A 19,709-nucleotide genomic window follows, 5' to 3' on the forward strand; every position below is an offset into this window, starting at 1 on the left:
CAACTATAGATTAGCCATGGTTTCTGACATCACTTTAAGCACATCGACTGTTTCTGGTACATCATGAACTCGAATAATTTGTGCACCTTGCTGAGCTGCAATTAATGCACCAGCAAGACTTCCGGCAAGGCGTTGGTCTATATCACGCGCTAACAGGTCGCCGATCATGCTTTTTCGCGACAGACCTATCAATAAAGGCAAATGAAATTCATGTAACTTTGGTAATGCCGCTAATAGACGGTAATTATGCGCTAAAGTTTTGCCAAAACCAAAACCTGGATCGAGAATTAAACGCTCGCGCTCAATTCCAGCCGCTTCACAGTAAGCGATACGTAATTCAAAAAAAGCCGCCACTTCATCAATCACATCCTCATACTCAGGTTGATCTTGCATAGTTTGCGGCTCACCTTGCATGTGCATTAAGCAAATTGGCACATCTAGCGTTGCAGCCATAGCTAAAGCACCTGGTACTTGTAACGCGCGCACATCGTTGATTAAATTAGCTCCGGCATTGACAGCTTGTTCCATCACTTCAGGTTTGCTGGTATCGATTGAAATCCATACATTGTGTGTTTTTGCTGTGTATTCGATGATAGGGATCACTCGAGCAAGTTCTTGCTCAATCGTCACTTCTGCAGCACCAGGTCGGGTTGACTCACCACCCACATCAATAATTAATGCACCTTGCTCTACCATATTATCAACATGACGACAGGCTTGTTCAAAACCAATATATTCACCGCCATCGGAAAATGAATCTGGCGTCACATTCACAATCCCCATCACTACAGGGCTTGATAAGTCTAGAGTTTTATTAGCATGAGTTAATTGAAACACGGGTATTTTCCTAGATAAGATTAAAAACAAGAAAACCCCTTTCGGGGTTTTCTTTATTTGCTAAATTGTTTATTTAGCGGGTGATTCATCCGCGTCATTGGTATCGGCTTTATTATCGACTTTAACGTCGGTTTTAGCCTCATCCACTGGCGTTTCGACTTCAGATTTAGGCGTGTTATTGCCACTATCTTTATCGTCTGATGATTCATCTTTTTGCCATTCAGCTGGCATGCGCACTTCACGGCGATTCATTAGATCATCGATTTGCAACGAGTCAATAGTTTCATATTTCATCAATGCGTCTTTCATCGCATGTAAAATATCCATATTGTCTGTCAACATCGTTTGCGCACGTTGATAGTTTTTATCGATAAACATCTTAATTTCAGAGTCAATCAATGTTGCTGTATCACCTGACATTGCCTTTGCTTTACCCATACTACGGCCTAAGAAAACTTCGTTTTCTTCTTCTGCGTAAAGTAACGGACCTAGCTTGTCAGAGAACCCCCATTGCGTAACCATATTACGAGCTATCGATGTAGCGTACTTAATATCTTGCGACGCCCCTGTAGACACTTTTTCACTTCCGTAAATAAGTTCTTCAGCTAAACGTCCACCATAGGCAACTGAAATTTGTGATTCCAATTTACGACGGCTTTGGCTAACGGCATCAGCTTCAGGTAAAAAGAAGGTCACACCTAATGCACGGCCACGCGGAATAATAGTCACTTTATGCACTGGGTCATGTTCTGGTACCAAGCAACCAATAATGGCATGTCCAGCTTCATGATAAGCGGTCATTTCTTTGTCAGATTCAGACATCACCATAGAACGGCGCTCTGCACCCATCATGATTTTATCTTTAGCACGCTCAAACTCTTCCATACCAACAACACGACGATTACCGCGAGCAGCGAATAACGCAGCTTCGTTGACAAGGTTTGCTAAGTCAGCACCAGAGAAGCCTGGCGTACCACGCGCAATGACACTGGCTTTAACATCATCTGATAAAGGTACTTTACGCATATGTACTTTAAGAATTTGTTCACGACCACGAACATCGGGCAAGCCAACGACAACTTGACGGTCAAATCGACCTGGACGCAATAACGCTGAATCAAGTACGTCTGGACGGTTAGTTGCTGCAATAACAATAACGCCTTCATTACCTTCAAAGCCGTCCATTTCAACCAAAAGCTGGTTTAATGTTTGCTCACGCTCATCGTGCCCACCACCTACACCGGCACCACGTTGGCGGCCTACGGCATCGATTTCATCAATGAAAATGATACAAGGAGCAGATTTTTTAGCTTGTTCGAACATGTCACGTACACGGGATGCACCAACACCGACAAACATTTCCACAAAGTCAGAACCCGAAATGGTAAAGAACGGCACCTTAGATTCACCGGCAATCGCCTTGGCTAATAAGGTTTTACCTGTACCAGGTTGTCCGACCATCAGCACGCCCGTAGGAATACGACCGCCTAATTTTTGGAACTTGGTTGGGTCTCGTAAATAATCAACAAGTTCTTTGACTTCTTCTTTTGCTTCATCACAACCTGCAACGTCAGCAAAAGTGGTTTTGATTTGGTCTTCGCTCATCAGTTTGGCTTTACTTTTACCAAACGACATTGCGCCCTTGCCGCCACCGCCTTGCATTTGTCGCATGAAAAATATCCATACGCCAATTAGCAGTAACATTGGGAACCATGAAATAAAGATTTGGGTTAGGAAACCTGACTCTTCAGCTTCTTGGCCTTTCATGGTGATGCCTTTACGATCAAGATCATTAATTAAATCTTGGTCATATATAGGCATGATTGTGGTGAACTTCTCGCCGGTACGTTTAGTTCCTTCAATCGTCCGTTGGTCGCTTTTTATTTCAACCGTGTTAATTTGACCATTTCGAACATTGTCCAAAAAGGCGGAATAATCCATCTTCTGCGAATTCGAAGAAGAGGGGGAATAACCCTGAAACACTGACATCAGTACAACAGCGATGACAACCCAGAGTATTAAATTTTTTGCCATGTCACTCAAATTACTAGACCTCTTAACAGTCCTGCGATTATTAACGTTAGACTACTACAACTTGTAACCAGTCGCCACTAGATAGACTTCCCGAGAGCGCGCTCTAGAGGAGTCTGGTTTTCGGGTTTTTACTACTTTGAATGCCTGCTTGACCGTTTTAATATAATCGTCAAAACCCTCCCCCTGAAAGACTTTAACAGCAAAACAGCCGTTAGGCGTCAACACTTGATGACACATATCTAGCGCTAATTCAACTAAATACATAGCTCTTGGTTGATCAACAGCACCCGAACCACTCATGTTCGGAGCCATATCTGATAGTACCACATCCACTTTATCTTGACCTACACGCTCAAGCAATGCTTCGAGTACTTTGTTTTCTCTAAAATCACCTTGAAGGAAATCAACACCAACAATTGGGTCCATAGGTAAAATATCACAAGCAATGACTTTACCTCTGTCACCAACGAGTTTAACCGCAACTTGCGACCAACCACCTGGTGCTGCACCTAAATCAACAACTGTCATACCTTGTTTTATCAAGTTATCTTTTTGTTGTATCTCCTCTAACTTGAATGCTGCTCGTGAACGTAAGCCACGTTTTTGGGCCAGTTTCACATAGTGATCATCAAAGTGTTCTTGCATCCAGCGAGTTGAGCTCGCCGTACGTTTTTTTGTTGTCATTTAAATTCCGCAACGATTCAGAGTTACATAAGCTCTATATAAGGGTAGAATACCCGTTTTTCAACAGTAACTCAGCAAAAGTTGGCACAAATGAACTTAACAACCAAACAAAAACAGCATTTAAAAGGTCTGGCTCACAGTCTAAAACCAGTGGTGCTGCTTGGTGGCAATGGCCTAACTGAAGGTGTTCTGGCTGAAATTGATAGCGCTCTTACACATCATGAATTGATTAAAGTAAAAGTAGCCTCTGCTGACAGAGAGCTCAAAAATGCCATCGTTGACGCCATTATACGTGAAACCCAGTCTGCGAAAGTGCAACTAATCGGTCATGTTTTAGTCATTTTCCGTCATTCGGTAGAAATGAAGATTGCTTTGCCTAAAGCCAAATAGTTTCACATTCTTTTATTAAAAGCCGCTGAATTCAGCGGCTTTTTTATGGGAGATGAATTATCGTTAATCAGGGGTGATCAGGTAATGGAACCTCTTGATAATGCTGCGCCTTTAAGCCTAAAAACTCAGGCAAAGTTGCGCCAATTGAAATTGAAGACCAAGTGCCGGTTAAAATACCAATAAACATCGCGATAGAAAAACCTTCCAATGGCTCCCCTCCCATAATCCACAATGCTACCACGGTTAATAAGGTGGTCCCCGATGTAATCATAGTTCTAGAGAAAGTTGTTTTAACCGCTAAATTATTAATATCCGAAGTTTTCCATTGTAACTTAGCCACTAACTGTTCGCGGATCCTATCAGCAATAATAATCGAGTCATTGAGTGAATACCCCAGAATAGCTAAAATTGCTGCCAGGATAGTTAAATTAAATTCCATTTGGCTTAACGCAAAAAAAGCCAGCACAAACACCACATCATGTACTAAAGCCAATAACGCACCTGAAGCTAAGCGCCATTCAAAACGAAAACTTAAATACCCCATAATACATAGCATAGCGATTAGCAGAGCTATGCTGCCTTGCTCTACTAACTCTTGGCCTACTTGAGGCCCAACAATGCTGCTGTTTAGCACAGTAATATCGGTATTTAATGGCGCTAAGACTTGTCGGAGTTCTGGACGAAGCTGCTCGTCGGGTATGTTGGCATAACGTAATACCCACCGTCCCGGTTCGCTGGCGGAAATAACACTCACGTCTTGTTGGTAGGCGGCGGTCATTAGTGGCTGTATTTCACTGGCCGTAATACGATGGTCAAGTTGAATTTCTGTGACCACTCCGCCAGTAAAATCTAAGCCCCAATTAAACCCCTTTACACCAATTACGCTTAGGGAGACCAGCATCAACACAATAGAAAGTATGCTTGAAATATAGCGCCATTTGGTGAGGTATTTTAGTTTACCTGTTTCTAGTGAGTTATTTATACTTGTTGAGTTCATAGTATTACACCTTAATTGCGCGGCGAGTGTCGCGGCCATAAACTAAATTGATTAATGCTCTCGAGGCAAAAATGCCGGTAAACATGCTGGTTAATAGCCCTAAGCCTAAGGTCAATGCAAAGCCTTGAATAGGGCCATTACCAATAGAGAACAGCACAACGGCGGTGATCATAGTGGTAAAATTAGCATCAAATATGGTTGAGAATGCACTATCAAATCCCACATCTATAGCGCTGGCAAAGCTGCGACCTTCAGCTAGCTTTTCTTTTATTCGCTCAAAGATAAGCACATTAGTATCAACCGCCATACCAACAGTAAGCACTAACCCCGCAATACCAGGTAAGGTTAATACTGCCCCGGGAATAAGGGCTAGTAAGCCAAATAACATCGTCATGTTGGCGATTAACGCCACATTAGCAATCCAGCCTAAACGGCGATACCAGCAGGCCATAAATAATAATGTTACTGACATACCTAATGCTAACGCTGCAAATCCGTTGACAATGTTTTCAGCACCTAAGCTTGGTCCTATTGTGCGTTCTTCTACAATCGTCACCGGTGCTGTCATGGAACCTGCTCTTAGCAATAACGCAAGCTGCTGTGCCTCTTGATGGCTGCCTGAACCGGTAATTTCAAACCGATTACCCAGTTGACTTTGTATGGTGGCAACACTAATGATTTGGGTTGTTTGTCGAGCTTTACCCGCTTCATCTCGGCTATATTCACTGTATGCGGTCGCCATAGGTTTACCTATGTTGTCGCGCGAGAAATCAGACATTAACTTACCGCCTGCAGCGTCGAGACTAATGTTGACTTTCGCCATGCCAAAATCACCAGTAGTCGCTCTAGCATCAATAATATGATCGCCTCCCAGCACTGGCTTTCTTGATACGTACACGGGTTTATCATGTTGGTCGTTAATAACCACAGCGTTTACAGAACCCGTTGGCAGTACGGGATAAAATGCTAAACTGGCCGTTGCACCAATAACGTTTTTAGCGGTGGCAGGATCTTGTACTCCAGGTAACTCAATACGGATACGATGATCACCTTGGCGTTGAACGAGCGCTTCGGTTATCCCCAGTTCCTCTATCCGGCTACGCATAATTTGCAAGTTTTGCTGCACAGTCACATTGGTCAATTTAAGTTGTTCATGTTGAGACAAACTAACTGTGAGTATTTGTTGGTGACCACTTACTTGCCATAATGGATACTGCTGTGCAATAAATTGTCTTAGCTGGGCTCGAGACGGTTCATCAGCAATCTCAATACTCAATGTAGCGCCATCACCGGAACGAACCTTAACGTTACTGATATGCTGATCAGCAGCAAATTGCTTCACGGCATCACCAAGCATAATCGCCTGGTTTTGAAACACTAAATCGAGATCTACATCCAATAAAAATTGTACTCCACCGCGTAAATCTAAACCCAGCTTTATCGGTTTAACACCTAGGTTTAATAGCCAGTGAGGTGCAGCAGGCGCTAAGGCTAATGTCACTTGAGCTTGATGCTCAAACTGCTCAGCTAAAGCCTTTTTAGCTTGGGCCTGCATATCAGGGTTATCTAGCACCACCAGTAAACTATCTTGTTGTTGCTCAATACGTTTACTCTTTATGCCTACCTGGTGTAGCGCATAATCAACTTGTTCTGCTGTTATAGATTGGCTTGGCTTTACACCAAGTTGTACAGCAGGATCTTCGCCATACCAAGATGGTAATGCGCTCATAAATAAGATGATTAATGTGGTAATTAATAACCAGTATTTCCATTGAGAATAATGATTTAGCTGTTTCGTTTTTGATTTCATAACTCTTGATCTCACTAGATCGAGGCTATTTAAGCCACGATAAAAATGCATAGCGAGTGATGAGGCGCAATTGACCTAACCCATCGACCCACAGTAAAACTCATTAGCAAAGCTAATGGCGTTTATCATCAAGGCAGAATATGGCTAACAGGTATGGGAATGGACGAAAAGTAAATTAGACTCTTTCCAGGCGGAAAGTCTTGAAGGAGCTGAAGCTGTGGATAAAACCCAGTCCAATTGCGGACTAAAGTTAATTTGATACCCTATGGTTAAACTTGGAACAGGTGGAGATATAAATTCGTAAGCCAATAAATAATTGGGCTTTAACTCATCAGACTCGTGTTGAACAATACTGATATATCGCGACGAATAAGTGGGCACATAATGAATGTCTTTAGAATTAGATTCTGCAGAGATAGAGTTGGTTGAAGAGATATTACCAACATAGCCCAGCAGTGAACTATTACCATCGATGAGAGTGTGATTTAACGCGGTAATACTATTTGCATCATGACGGTCAATTGAACGATCAATGCCTTTGACTGACGACAGGATAATATCAACGTTAGCTGAACTCATTGGTTGATCACACATACTATCATCTGAGTGTGTGTCGATATTATAAGAACAAGAATGTGCCGTAGTCGTGGTAAATGGCAACGATGCTAAAACCAACACACGGCTATTGATGAGGAAGATTGAACACAACCCCACAATTACCAGCATTAGTAGTATACGAGCCCACGGAAACGTCATAATGACCTTATTTAATCAAGCAATTCAGATACACAATCTGCATATTCTATTTTTACATCATCACAAGATGATTTTTAAACCTATATTTTAAACGTAATATTGCAAAGCATATTAGGCTTCATACGGTAAAATGTAACAGCATTGTAAACTAAATGGATGATATCCATTGCACCTTTAATGTGCAAATGAATTTTTTTACATGTTTTATCGTCATCAGCACATAGGTACTGTATTTCATGACAATAAAAAAGCACTAAACAGGATGCTATTTAGTGCTCGCTAAAGTGATGTGTTATTGATGTCGGTATTGAGTTGTGCAAAAAATTTAATGCTTAATATTTGGTCATCAGCTTTAATATAATAGATAAAACATACTGTTAAATATTAGTTATGCTCAATAACAATCCACACTTAAAGATATTTAACGGCAATGACTTCATAGTCAGTCAAACCACCTGGAGTGGTAATCGAGACTTCATCACCTTCACTTTTGCCAATTAACCCACGTGCAATCGGTGAATTAACAGAAATTAAATTTTGCTTAATATCAGCTTCATCATCACCAACAATGCGATAAGTCACTTCAGCATCAGTATCGATATTTAAAATAGTCACTGTCGTACCAAAAATCACTCGGCCAGTATTTTCTAATTTGGTAACATCAATGATTTGAGCGTTAGACAACTTACCTTCAATGTCACGAATACGCGCTTCACAAATACCCTGATCTTCACGGGCAGCGTGATATTCAGCATTTTCTTTTAAATCACCTAATTCACGAGCAGAAGCAATTGCTTCGGTAATTTTTGGGCGGCGATCGAACTTTAAAAATTCAACTTCTTTACGTAATTGATCTGCGCCAACTACCGTCATTGGGACCTTACTCATAATGTCTTTGTCTCCTTTAAAAACAAAAGCATCCCGTGCTGACGAAAGTCAACACAGTAAAAATTCAGTTGGAAGTACGCAATCGACTTAGCGTACGTATCTAGGATGCATCTTTTCGATGATGTCTGACAGCTTACCTAAGCTTTTACAGACTTGCTAGTCATCCATCATCAAAATGTCATAAAAAAGGTCGCCAAAAGGCGACCTTAGTCATTCCTTCGCAATAAAAACTAACTTTTTATGCGTTTGTGCAGTTCTTGCAAAGATGTCACCTTGATACGATCATCTGCTGAATGCGCCAAACAGGTCGCAAAGGCAGCATTTAATGTCGTCGTGTAATTCACTTTGTAGCGCAATGCTCCACGACGGATCTGGCGAGAATCTTCAATTGCTTGACGACCTTCAGTAGTGTTAACAATGTAGGTATATTCACCATTTTTAATACGATCAAGAATGTGTGGACGACCTTCATGTACTTTGTTAACTAAGCGAGGATTAATCCCTGCTTCACCTAAAATAATCGCAGTGCCGTGAGTGGCATCAATTTCATAGCCTAACTCAATCAGCTTAGAGGCTAAGTCAGCAACACGTTTTTTATCACTGTTACGAACAGATAGTAACGCACGACCTGACTTAGGCACTTCAGATGTGGCACCAAGCTGTGCTTTAGCATAGGCTTCAGCAAATGTATCACCCACGCCCATCACTTCACCCGTTGAGCGCATTTCTGGGCCTAAGAGTGGATCAACGCCTGGGAATTTATTAAACGGCAATACAACTTCTTTTACCGAGAAATAAGGTGGGATCACTTCTTTAGTAAAGTTTTGTGAAATTAAGCTTTGACCAGCCATCACACGTGCAGCAATTTTAGCTAAAGGAACGCCTGTTGCTTTAGATACAAATGGTACGGTACGGGCAGCGCGCGGGTTAACTTCAATCATGTAGATTTCGTTATCTTTTACCGCAAATTGCACGTTCATTAAGCCGATTACGCCTAACTCAAAAGCCAGTTTTGACACTTGCTCGCGCATTCTCGCCTGAACATCAGCACTTAAAGTGTAAGGTGGTAATGAACAACCTGAGTCACCAGAGTGAACGCCTGCTTGTTCAATATGCTCCATAATAGCGCCAACAACCACGGTTTCGCCGTCACATACTGCATCAATATCGACTTCAATTGCATCATCTAAGAAGTGATCGAGTAATACAGGCGATGCATTAGACACTTTAACGGCTTCATTGAAGTAACGCAGTAAATCTTGCTTGTCGTAGACGATTTCCATCGCACGACCGCCCAATACATAAGATGGACGCACCACTAACGGATAACCAATTTTTTCAGCTTCAATCACCGCACTTTCAACAGTCGTTACAGTGGCATTTTCTGGCTGCTTCATGTTTAAACGTTGAATTGCTTGTTGGAAACGTTCACGGTCTTCTGCACGGTCAATCGCATCAGGGCTAGTACCAATAATTGGCACACCTGCGGCTTCTAACTCACGCGCGAGTTTAAGCGGAGTTTGACCACCGTATTGAACAATAACGCCTTTTGGCTTTTCGATACGCACGATTTCGAGCACGTCTTCCAAGGTGACAGGTTCAAAGTATAGGCGATCAGATGTATCGTAGTCGGTTGATACGGTTTCAGGGTTACAGTTAACCATGATGGTTTCATAACCGTCTTCACGTAAGGCTAATGCAGCATGCACACAACAGTAATCAAACTCAATACCTTGACCAATACGGTTTGGACCACCGCCCAGAATCATGATCTTTTCACGGTTCGATGGGTTAGCTTCACATTCTTCTTCGTACGTTGAATACATGTACGCGGTATCGGTTGAGAATTCAGCAGCACAAGTATCGACGCGCTTATAAACTGGGTAAATTTCATGTCGATAACGTAGTTTACGAATCTCGTTTTCATTGACACCTAACACAGCAGCTAAACGCGCATCAGAGAACCCTTTACGCTTTAATTGACGTAAATAGTTTTGCTCTAAACCTGACATACCAAGCTCAGCCACTTTGGCTTCATGGGTAATCAAATCTTCAATTTGAACCAAGAACCAATGGTCGACATTCGTCAACGTGAAGATTTCGTCACGGCTTAAACCGGCACGAAATGCATCAGCTATGTACCAAATGCGGTCACAACCTGGCTCTTTAAGTTCATGACGAATACGTTGCATGGCTTCTGGTGATTGTAAATCCACCACAGAATCAAAACCGTTACGACCCACTTCAAGTCCGCGTAACGCTTTTTGCAATGACTCTTGGAAAGTACGGCCGATTGCCATGACTTCACCAACAGACTTCATTTGAGTGGTTAAACGGTCGTTTGCACCGGCAAACTTTTCAAAGTTAAAGCGCGGTATTTTAGTCACAACATAGTCGATAGCAGGTTCAAACGATGCTGGTGTTTTACCGCCAGTAATGTCGTTGCTTAGCTCGTCTAAAGTGTAACCCACAGCTAATTTAGCCGCGATTTTAGCAATCGGGAAACCGGTTGCTTTAGAGGCCAATGCTGATGAGCGAGATACCCGTGGATTCATCTCAATAATGACCATGCGGCCAGTATTAGGACAAATACCAAATTGTACGTTTGAGCCACCGGTTTCAACACCAATTTCACGCAGTACCGCTATCGAAGCGTTACGCATTAATTGATATTCTTTGTCGGTTAGCGTTTGTGCTGGAGCGACAGTGATTGAATCACCGGTGTGAACCCCCATCGCATCGAAGTTTTCGATAGTACAGACGATAATACAGTTATCGTTGCGGTCACGAACCACTTCCATTTCATATTCTTTCCAACCAATTAATGATTCATCGATCAATAATTCGTTAGTTGGCGACAAATCTAAGCCTTGAGAACAAATCTCTTCAAACTCTTCTTTGTTGTAGGCAATACCACCGCCGCTGCCACCCATGGTGAAAGACGGACGAATAATACAGGGGAAGCCCACCATATCTAATACGCCATAAGCTTCATCCATGTTATGAGCAATACCCGCACGCGGGCAGTCTAAACCAATGGATTTCATCGCTTTGTCGAAACGACTACGGTCTTCAGCTTTATCAATCGCATCTGCTGTCGCACCAATCATTTCAACATTAAACTCTTTTAGTACGCCTTTTGCTTCAAGCTGAAGTGCGCAGTTCAGTGCGGTTTGTCCACCCATAGTCGGGAGAATGGCATCTGGACGCTCTTTGGCAATAATGTTGCGTACGACTTCCCAATGAATTGGCTCGACATAGGTTGCATCGGCCATTTCTGGGTCGGTCATAATCGTTGCTGGATTAGAGTTGACCAGAATAACGCGATAGCCTTCTTCACGAAGGGCTTTACAAGCTTGCGCACCTGAATAATCAAACTCACACGCCTGACCAATAACAATTGGACCGGCACCTAGGATAAGAATACTTTTTATATCTGTACGTTTTGGCATTGCTTCTGTCTTCTCCCAGATAACTACTTGGCGTGCTGACGGTATTGTTCTATAAGCTCGATGAAATGATCGAACAGAGGCGCGGCATCGGTTGGCCCAGGGCTCGCTTCAGGGTGACCCTGGAAGCTAAATGCGGGTTTATCCGTTAGATGAATACCTTGTAATGATCCATCAAATAACGATTTATGCGTCACCTTGATATTAGCAGGTAGCGTGGTTTCATCAGCAGCAAAACCATGGTTTTGACTGGTGATCATCACGTTGCCTTTTTCAACATTGCTCACTGGGTGGTTTGCACCATGGTGACCAAATTTCATCTTTAAGGTTTTTGCGCCTGAGGCTAATGCTAATAGTTGATGGCCAAGACAAATACCAAAAACAGGGATTTCTGTTTTCAAAATTTGCTGGATGGCGGTAATCGCGTAATCACATGGCTCAGGGTCGCCAGGACCATTTGACAGAAATACTCCATCAGGATTCATCGCAAGTACGTCTGCAGCAGAAGTTTGCGCAGGTACCACGGTGACATCACAACCACGGTCAACCAACATACGTAAAATATTACGTTTTACACCGTAATCGTAGGCAACAATTTTATATTTGAGTTCAGCTTCTGGTGTTTCAGACGGTAAACCACCGACTAATTTCCAGCTACCATTGCGCCATGTATAGGCTTTATCGGTAGTCACTTCTTTAGCTAAATCCATACCTTTTAAGCCTGGAAATGCTTTTGCAGCTGCAAGTGCCTTCGCTTCATCTAGGTTGCCGACCATAATGCAACCGGCTTGAGCGCCTTTTTCACGCAAAATACGAGTTAGTTTGCGAGTATCAATATCAGCGATACCAACAACATTATTTGCTTTTAAATAATCGCTTAATGATTGTTGGTTACGAAAATTACTCGCCATAAGCGGTAAGTCACGAATGATTAAGCCACATGCATGAACCGAATCCGATTCAGTGTCTTCATCATTAGTACCTGTGTTACCGATGTGAGGATAGGTTAATGTTACTATTTGGCGTGAATATGAAGGATCCGTAAGAATCTCTTGATAACCTGTCATTGAAGTATTAAATACCACTTCACCAACAGAGATACCGGTAGCACCAATTGCGGTACCAGAGAATACGGTTCCATCTTCGAGTACGAGTAAGGCAGACTGTGTCAACGCGACCTCCAGAAAAGAGCCAAGCCACTTAAATTATGTGTTTTTTATTTTGCACTAAAAATACCAATTTCCGTTAAATTACGAAATTTTGGCAAATTCTAGCGATTGTATAAGAAATTCGTTTTTACGTCTATATTTTGCAGGATTGTTTTCAAAAAAAAACACCAACGAATGGTGTTTTTAGTCGCTAATTCAACCCTAGTACTTGCTGCATGTCGTATAGACCAGCATTTTGATCTGAGAGCCAAAAAGCCGCTCTCATAGCCCCATTCGCAAAGGTCATTCTGCTCGATGCTTTGTGGGTTATTTCTAACCGCTCGCCTATGTCAGCAAACATAGCGGTATGTTCACCAACAATATCACCAGCGCGAACAGTAGCAAAACCTATGGTATTACGGTCGCGTTCACCAGTAATACCTTCACGTCCAAATACCGCACATTGGTCTAAATCACGGCCTAATGTTTGAGCAATAATCTCACCCATTTTGAGCGCGGTGCCTGACGGTGCATCTTTTTTATGACGATGATGAGCTTCGATTATTTCGATATCGGTATAATCACCCATCACTTCAGTGGCAAGTGCAAGTAACTTCCACATCACATTGACACCAACAGACATATTAGGTGCTAACACCACAGGTACTTGTTCTGAATAGGCACCAATGAGCTCTTTTTGAGCATGATTGAACCCAGTTGTACCGATGACAATGGCTTTGTGATTTTTAGCACACCAATCAAGATGAATGATTGAAGACTCTGGTGAGGTAAAATCAATCAGAACGTCAAAATCATTCACTACGTTATCTAGTGAATCGGTAATAACAACGTCCATTGCACCAACACCAGCAAGCACACCGGCATCAATACCGACTAAACTAGAGCCTGTACGATCTATCGCTGCGCCAAGTACGATGACTTGTTGCTGTCTAGCAGATTCAATCAGTGTACGGCCCATACGGCCACTGGCACCAACTACAGCAATTCTCACTTTTGCAGTCATTTATTTCTCCCAGTGTTAACTAAAGATAAACCTAAAAACAGCATATACAAAAACGCCTAAGTTAACTTAGGCGTTTTTAATAACTAGATAATTTCTAACAATTCAACTTCGAAGACCAAAGCTGAATAAGGCGGGATTGAAGCACCCGCGCCACGCTCACCATAAGCCAAGTGATGCGGGACATATAATTTAAGCTTAGTGCCAACAGGCATTAGCTGTAATGCCTCAGTCCAACCAGCTATCACACCTGATACCGGGAACTCAGCAGGCTGACCACGAGCAACAGAGCTGTCGAAAACATCACCACTGATAAATGTACCATGGTAGTGAGTACGTACAGTTGAATCATAGGTAGGCTTTTCGCCGTCACCTTGAACAAGTACTTCGTATTGAAGACCAGACTCAGTAATCGTAATACCGTCACGCTTAGCGTTTTCAGCTAAGAATGTTTCGCCTTCAGCAGCAGCGGCTTCAGCAGCAGCTTCTTGAGCTTCTTGTAAACGACGACTAATTTCAGTAAATGCAACTTGAAGCTCTTCCATTGATACTGCGCTTTCTTTACCGGCAAATGCATCAGCAAGACCAGCTTGAACAGCCGGGATATCAATACCTTCAAAAGAGTTTGCCGCTAGCTGCTCGCCCATTTGACGACCTACACCGTAGCTAGCATGCTGTTCCATAGTGCTGAACAAATCTGACATAATAATTTTCTCTCAATAAACATAAAAAATTCGCACCAGAGTTTATCACAATAAACTCCGTCAATGTTGGCAAAAAACGCTATTTAACTTGAGCAATTTTACACTCAGTCAAAGACTGTTTTCTTGCCTGTGTATAAAGCAGCATCACTTGATTTTGCGCCGCTTGTAAGTCTTCAATTCGATGACTGTGTGACGGATGAGTCGACAACAGCTCAGGCCCTTGTGCACCTCCAGCCTTGGCCATATTTTGCCACAAAGCAATGCTTTGCGCCGGATTAAATCCCGCTTTAGCCATTAGCTCTAAACCTACAATATCAGCTTCAGACTCTTGACTGCGGCCAAAGGGTAAAATAATGCCGACTTTTGCCCCTAAGCCAAGTCCGGCCATGTACAGATCTTTATTAGCAATTCCAGATGCGCCTATCGCTGCATCGGCGGCTTGCATACCCAAACCAGTAAGCTGGGCGCGAGATACTTGCTCATTTCCATGTTGCGCTAACACATGTGCCACTTCGTGCCCCATCACAGTAGCAAGTTGATCTTGATTAACGGCGACCTTCAATAAACCGGTATAGACACCAATATGACCGCCCGGCAATGCAAAAGCATTAACCTGGTCTGAATCAAATACCACTACGTCCCATTGTTGGGACTGATCAGGTAATACTGCTGTGATACGTTTAGCAATACAATTGACATAGTCAGTTTGGGCTTTATTTTGACTTATTTTTTCACTTTGTTTCATTGCCTCAAACGACTGACCACCCATTTGCTGCATCTGTGTATCAGAAAACAATAAGGTCTGCCCTCGCCCCGTGGGCGATTGACTATTGACACAGCCCACTAATAAAGCAGCAACAAATAGGGTTAGTGCGAGAGGTTTCATGTTGTCATCCCTTAAACATTATTGAATCAAGAAGCTAATCCAGCATTAGCTTATTTTATACCAGTCTTTAGCGCGAATACATCACTTACAATATCAAACATCAGCTCGCATTAACGGGTCGGTTTGCGTTTGGTAAAATCACTAATACTGCGTTTGTTAGCTGTACGACGATTAGCTTGTTTATCGCGAGGCGCTCGCTTACTGGCTTCGCTCGTTGGCTTATCTGTTACGGCAAAACCAGCGAGTTCAGTTAACGGTAACGCTTGCCTTGTTAACAGCCTAATAGCATCCAAGCTTAATAACTCAGCATGACTCACTAATGACAAGGCAACACCACTTAATCCTGCCCGAGCAGTTCGTCCTATACGATGTACATATACAGCGGCCTGGCTAGGTAAATCAACATTTATGACCACAGGTAGAGCGTCAATATGGATACCACGAGATAATACATCGGTAGCCACTAGTACTGTTAACTGTTGATTTTTAAACTGCTCCAAAGTATGGCTTCGTACAGCTTGTTCTTTATCACCATGAAGTGCCGCGGCATTAATACCCGCTTTGACTAATTTTTTACATAATGAATCGACATCATCTTTAGCATTAACAAATACCAACACCTGTGACCATTGGTGCAAAGTAATTAAGTGGATCAGTGCTTTTGCTTTACTGCCTTTATTTACATGATATAAGGTTTGAGCGATATCAGCCACAGCACTATTGATCACATGCGCCTGAATACGCACATGTGCTGTCGTCAAAACTTGCTCGGCTAATGTGGTTAATGGCTCAGGCAATGTGGCCGAAAACAATAAACGCTGCCCAGTTGGCATCATTGCGATTAGCGCATTAATGTCGCCAATAAAACCCATGTCCAATAATCTATCTGCTTCATCAAGTACTAAGCTTTGCAGATGTTCAAACTGAATAACACCTTGCTGCGCTAACGCTAATAAGCGCCCTGGGGTCGCAACAATAAGGTTAGCAGGTTGTGTCAATCGCTCTACTTGCAATTCAATTGCTTGGCCGCCGCATAGCATATCAACGCGTAAATTTAATGCTTGCGCTAACGGGGCTAAATCTTGCATCACTTGTGAAGCTAATTCTCGAGTTGGCACTATGACCACCGCAGAAAGACCAACCTCTGGAGACAGACTCAAGCGCTGTAAAAGTGGTAAACCATAAGCATAGGTTTTACCGCTACCGGTTTGCGCCAATGCCAAGACATCTTGCCCAGTCAATATTGCAGGGATCGCTAATTGCTGAACGCGACTAGGCTCAGTCACTGCTGGCGGTAATGCGGTTAATAATGTTGGATTGAGCTGGAATACAGAAAATGACATACATAACGCCTAATGGTAGAAAAAACAGCTAAATAAGTTGCTAAAAAATTGTATCGTTAAAAATGTGTTCGCCATGAACTAGACAGACATTGACGTCATCTGCAGAGCTATAACATGTCACCTTTTAGTACCTGATTATACCAGTCAATAAAAAAGGCTGTTTACCTAAAGTAAACAGCCTTTCATGATAGTCACGTTTAATGGAACGATACTAACTGTTTAAGTCTTGAAAAAACTTTTTTACGCCATCAAAAAAACCTTCCGCTTTAGGGCTGTGCTTTTTTGACTCGCCAGTTAAGGTCGCTTCAAACTCACGCAATAACTCTTTTTGTTTGTCATTCAAGTTAACCGGCGTTTCCATGACCACTTTACACAACAAGTCACCAACGGCATGGCTACGAACCGACTTAACCCCTTTACCACGCAAGCGGAACATACGCCCAGTTTGGGTTTCTGTTGGGATTTTAAGGCTAACTTTACCGTCTAATGTCGGTACTTCAATCTCGCCGCCTAATGCCGCTTTACTAAATGAAATAGGCACTTCACAGTATAAGTTATTGGCATCACGAGTAAAGATGGCATGTTCACGCACACTAACCTGCACATATAAATCGCCAGGAGGTGCACCAAACTCGCCCGCTTCACCTTCACCGGTTAAACGAATACGATCGCCTGTATCAACACCGGCTGGAATTTTAACTGACAGAGTTTTGCTTTTCTCGACTCGGCCTTCGCCATGACATTTGCCACAAGGATCTTTAATAATTTTACCGCGACCATGACAAGTAGGACACGCTTGCTGAACAGCAAAGAAACCTTGGCGCATTTGCACTTGGCCTTGACCATGACAAGTGCCACATGTGGTTGCAGAGGTGCCTTTTTTAGCGCCACTACCATCACACAAATCACATGCAGCGAGTGTCGGAATGCGTAATTCTTTGGTTAAACCACGGACAGCTTCTTCTAAAGATAATTCAAGGTTGTAGCGTAAGTCACTACCACGTGCAGCCTGACGTTGACCACCGCGGCGACCGCCACCAAAAATATCACCAAAAACATCACCAAAGATATCGCCAAAATCACCTTGGCCACCGCCGTGTCCACCACGATTAGGATCGACGCCAGCATGACCAAATTGATCATATGCAGCTTTCTTGTCGCTGTCGGTTAAAATTTCGTACGCTTCTTTAATTTCTTTAAAGCTGGCTTCTGCGGCTTTATCACCCGGATTACGATCTGGGTGAAATTTCATCGCTAAGCGTTTGTACGCTTTTTTAATTTCGCGTTCACTGGTGTCACGTCCAACACCGAGAACTTCGTAATAATCACGCTTTGACATAGTGTTCTGTTTCTCGAAGGTGTGAGTAAGTTGTTAAACTTAATTTATACAAACGGGCGTGTGAGGATAGCCTCAACGCCCGCTTTTAAAGTAACTAACTGAAATGGTTAATTACTTTTTGTCGTCTTTAACTTCTTCGAACTCAGCATCAACAACATCATCAGCAGGCTTAGATTGGCCAGCATCTTGTGCTTGGCCTTCAGCTTCGCCTTGCGCTTTAGCTTGAGCAATTTCCATTAACTTAGCAGACGCTTCGATAAGAGCTTGAGTTGCAGTGTCCATTGCTTCTTTGTCTTTGCCTTTAATAGCCGTTTCTAAAGTTGCAATTGCCGCTTCAATCTTTTCTTTTTCATCGCTTGCTAAAGCATCACCAGCTTCTTCAACTTGTTTTCTAGTTGAATGAGCTAAACCATCTGCTTGATTACGCGCTTTAACTAACTCTTCAAATTTCGCATCTTCGTCAGCATGAGCTTCGGCATCACGTACCATTTGCTCTACTTCTTCATCAGACAAACCAGAAGAGGCTTTAATGGTAATGTTTTGTTTCTTACCTGTTTTCTTGTCTGTTGCAGACACATGTAAGATACCATCAGCATCGATGTCGAACATCACTTCAACTTGTGGCTGGCCACGTGGTGCAGGCTCAATACCTTCAAGGTTAAATTGACCTAAAGACTTGTTTGCACTCGCTTGCTTACGCTCACCTTGAAGTACGTGAATTGTCACGGCACTTTGGTTGTCGTCAGCGGTTGAGAATACTTGCTGAGCTTTAGTCGGGATAGTGGTGTTTTTATCGATAAGCTTAGTCATCACACTGCCCATGGTTTCAATACCAAGAGACAATGGTGTAACGTCAAGTAGCAATACGTCTTTCACTTCACCTGAAAGTACGCCAGCTTGAATCGCCGCGCCAACTGCAACCGCTTCATCAGGGTTGACGTCTTTACGTGGCTCTTTGCCGAAGAAGTTAGTTACCGCTTCTTGTACTTTAGGCATACGAGTTTGACCACCAACAAGAATCACTTCATTGATGTCTGATACTTTTAAATCAGCGTCAGCTAGGGCAACTTTTAACGGCTCTAAAGTACGTTGAATTAAGTCTTCAACTAATGACTCTAATTTAGAGCGAGTAATTTTAACCACTAAATGTTTAGGACCTGATGCATCTGCAGTGATGTAAGGCAAGTTAACTTCAGTGTGGTTAGTGCTTGAAAGCTCGATTTTTGCTTTTTCAGCAGCTTCTTTCAAACGTTGCATCGCTAGAGGATCTCTACGAAGATCTAAGCCTTGGTCTTTCTTAAATTCGTCAGCTAAATAGTTGATTAAGCGGTTATCGAAATCGACAGTAATGATGGTGACCAAACATTTGAAGTGTTAGCAACCAATGGTGACACTCATTTAGGTGGTGAAGATTTCGATAACC

General features: G+C 42.7%; 16 protein-coding genes and 1 pseudogene. 2 read left to right on the forward strand and 15 right to left on the reverse strand.

The window, feature by feature from the left end:
- Nucleotides 1-3: 3 nt before the first annotated feature.
- From folP to rlmE, 3 genes are all read right to left on the reverse strand, one after another.
- Nucleotides 4-783 carry a dihydropteroate synthase gene (gene folP, locus H5185_RS06540; protein WP_220487603.1) on the reverse strand — a complete coding sequence of 260 codons (780 nt, stop codon included), beginning with the start codon at nucleotides 781-783 and terminating at the stop codon, nucleotides 4-6.
- A gap of 123 nt (nucleotides 784-906) precedes the next feature.
- Nucleotides 907-2,880 carry an ATP-dependent zinc metalloprotease FtsH gene (ftsH, locus tag H5185_RS06545; protein WP_124017642.1) on the reverse strand — a complete coding sequence of 658 codons (1,974 nt, stop codon included), beginning with the start codon at nucleotides 2,878-2,880 and terminating at the stop codon, nucleotides 907-909.
- 45 nt (nucleotides 2,881-2,925) lie between these two features.
- Entirely contained in the window at nucleotides 2,926-3,555 is a 630-nt protein-coding gene (rlmE, locus tag H5185_RS06550; protein WP_182722047.1) for a 23S rRNA (uridine(2552)-2'-O)-methyltransferase RlmE, read from the reverse strand.
- A 90-nt stretch (nucleotides 3,556-3,645) separates the two neighbouring features.
- On the opposite strand from rlmE, the gene yhbY reads away from it, so the two are divergent.
- Nucleotides 3,646-3,945, forward strand: a complete 300-nt coding sequence (gene yhbY, locus H5185_RS06555; RefSeq protein ID WP_182697858.1) for a ribosome assembly RNA-binding protein YhbY — start codon at nucleotides 3,646-3,648, stop codon at nucleotides 3,943-3,945.
- Nucleotides 3,946-4,012: 67 nt separating this feature from the next.
- On the opposite strand, the gene secF is transcribed toward yhbY, so the two are convergent.
- The 12 genes and pseudogenes from secF to H5185_RS06615 all read right to left on the reverse strand — a co-directional run.
- Nucleotides 4,013-4,942, reverse strand: coding sequence for a protein translocase subunit SecF (secF, locus tag H5185_RS06560; RefSeq protein ID WP_182741654.1), 930 nt, complete (start codon nucleotides 4,940-4,942; stop codon nucleotides 4,013-4,015).
- A 4-nt stretch (nucleotides 4,943-4,946) separates the two neighbouring features.
- Entirely contained in the window at nucleotides 4,947-6,752 is a 1,806-nt protein-coding gene (gene secD / locus H5185_RS06565) for a protein translocase subunit SecD (RefSeq protein WP_182741655.1), read from the reverse strand.
- A gap of 144 nt (nucleotides 6,753-6,896) precedes the next feature.
- On the reverse strand, nucleotides 6,897-7,508 hold the full coding sequence (locus H5185_RS06570) for a hypothetical protein (RefSeq protein WP_182741656.1): 612 nt from the start codon (nucleotides 7,506-7,508) through the stop codon (nucleotides 6,897-6,899).
- Nucleotides 7,509-7,919: 411 nt separating this feature from the next.
- Entirely contained in the window at nucleotides 7,920-8,396 is a 477-nt protein-coding gene (greA, locus tag H5185_RS06575) for a transcription elongation factor GreA (RefSeq protein ID WP_124017648.1), read from the reverse strand.
- A gap of 230 nt (nucleotides 8,397-8,626) precedes the next feature.
- Nucleotides 8,627-11,848, reverse strand: coding sequence for a carbamoyl-phosphate synthase large subunit (carB, locus tag H5185_RS06580; RefSeq protein ID WP_182697854.1), 3,222 nt, complete (start codon nucleotides 11,846-11,848; stop codon nucleotides 8,627-8,629).
- Between the two features lie 23 nt (nucleotides 11,849-11,871).
- Entirely contained in the window at nucleotides 11,872-13,029 is a 1,158-nt protein-coding gene (gene carA / locus H5185_RS06585) for a glutamine-hydrolyzing carbamoyl-phosphate synthase small subunit (RefSeq protein WP_124017650.1), read from the reverse strand.
- A gap of 175 nt (nucleotides 13,030-13,204) precedes the next feature.
- Nucleotides 13,205-14,017 (reverse strand): 4-hydroxy-tetrahydrodipicolinate reductase, encoded by an 813-nt coding sequence (dapB, locus tag H5185_RS06590; protein WP_124017651.1) that lies wholly within the window; start codon nucleotides 14,015-14,017, stop codon nucleotides 13,205-13,207.
- Between the two features lie 83 nt (nucleotides 14,018-14,100).
- Nucleotides 14,101-14,718, reverse strand: coding sequence for an FKBP-type peptidyl-prolyl cis-trans isomerase (locus tag H5185_RS06595; RefSeq protein ID WP_124017652.1), 618 nt, complete (start codon nucleotides 14,716-14,718; stop codon nucleotides 14,101-14,103).
- A 79-nt stretch (nucleotides 14,719-14,797) separates the two neighbouring features.
- Nucleotides 14,798-15,604 (reverse strand): M48 family metallopeptidase, encoded by an 807-nt coding sequence (locus H5185_RS06600; protein WP_182741657.1) that lies wholly within the window; start codon nucleotides 15,602-15,604, stop codon nucleotides 14,798-14,800.
- A 110-nt stretch (nucleotides 15,605-15,714) separates the two neighbouring features.
- Nucleotides 15,715-16,947, reverse strand: a complete 1,233-nt coding sequence (locus tag H5185_RS06605) for a DEAD/DEAH box helicase (RefSeq protein ID WP_182722051.1) — start codon at nucleotides 16,945-16,947, stop codon at nucleotides 15,715-15,717.
- Nucleotides 16,948-17,158: 211 nt separating this feature from the next.
- Nucleotides 17,159-18,286, reverse strand: a complete 1,128-nt coding sequence (dnaJ, locus tag H5185_RS06610; protein ID WP_124017655.1) for a molecular chaperone DnaJ — start codon at nucleotides 18,284-18,286, stop codon at nucleotides 17,159-17,161.
- A gap of 111 nt (nucleotides 18,287-18,397) precedes the next feature.
- Nucleotides 18,398-19,627 (reverse strand): annotated as a pseudogene (locus H5185_RS06615) (Hsp70 family protein); the annotation flags it as partial.
- Between the two features lie 30 nt (nucleotides 19,628-19,657).
- On the opposite strand from H5185_RS06615, the gene H5185_RS23410 reads away from it, so the two are divergent.
- The coding region (locus H5185_RS23410) for an Hsp70 family protein (RefSeq protein WP_404948445.1) at nucleotides 19,658-19,709 on the forward strand (52 nt) is incomplete at its 3' end.

Source organism: Shewanella sp. SG44-6 (assembly GCF_014164185.1).
Lineage (GTDB): Bacteria > Pseudomonadota > Gammaproteobacteria > Enterobacterales > Shewanellaceae > Shewanella > Shewanella vesiculosa.

Coding starts and splice junctions, on each gene's coding strand:
- dnaJ (WP_124017655.1), bottom strand. CDS start 18,286: ATGTCAAAGCGTGATTATTACGAAGTTCTCGGTGTTGGACGTGACACC.
- folP (WP_220487603.1), bottom strand. CDS start 783: ATGGGGATTGTGAATGTGACGCCAGATTCATTTTCCGATGGCGGTGAA.
- rlmE (WP_182722047.1), bottom strand. CDS start 3,555: ATGACAACAAAAAAACGTACGGCGAGCTCAACTCGCTGGATGCAAGAA.
- H5185_RS06595 (WP_124017652.1), bottom strand. CDS start 14,718: ATGTCAGATTTGTTCAGCACTATGGAACAGCATGCTAGCTACGGTGTA.
- secD (WP_182741655.1), bottom strand. CDS start 6,752: ATGAAATCAAAAACGAAACAGCTAAATCATTATTCTCAATGGAAATAC.
- H5185_RS06600 (WP_182741657.1), bottom strand. CDS start 15,604: ATGAAACCTCTCGCACTAACCCTATTTGTTGCTGCTTTATTAGTGGGC.
- secF (WP_182741654.1), bottom strand. CDS start 4,942: ATGAACTCAACAAGTATAAATAACTCACTAGAAACAGGTAAACTAAAA.
- dapB (WP_124017651.1), bottom strand. CDS start 14,017: ATGACTGCAAAAGTGAGAATTGCTGTAGTTGGTGCCAGTGGCCGTATG.
- H5185_RS06605 (WP_182722051.1), bottom strand. CDS start 16,947: ATGTCATTTTCTGTATTCCAGCTCAATCCAACATTATTAACCGCATTA.
- carB (WP_182697854.1), bottom strand. CDS start 11,848: ATGCCAAAACGTACAGATATAAAAAGTATTCTTATCCTAGGTGCCGGT.
- greA (WP_124017648.1), bottom strand. CDS start 8,396: ATGAGTAAGGTCCCAATGACGGTAGTTGGCGCAGATCAATTACGTAAA.
- H5185_RS06570 (WP_182741656.1), bottom strand. CDS start 7,508: ATGACGTTTCCGTGGGCTCGTATACTACTAATGCTGGTAATTGTGGGG.
- yhbY (WP_182697858.1), top strand. CDS start 3,646: ATGAACTTAACAACCAAACAAAAACAGCATTTAAAAGGTCTGGCTCAC.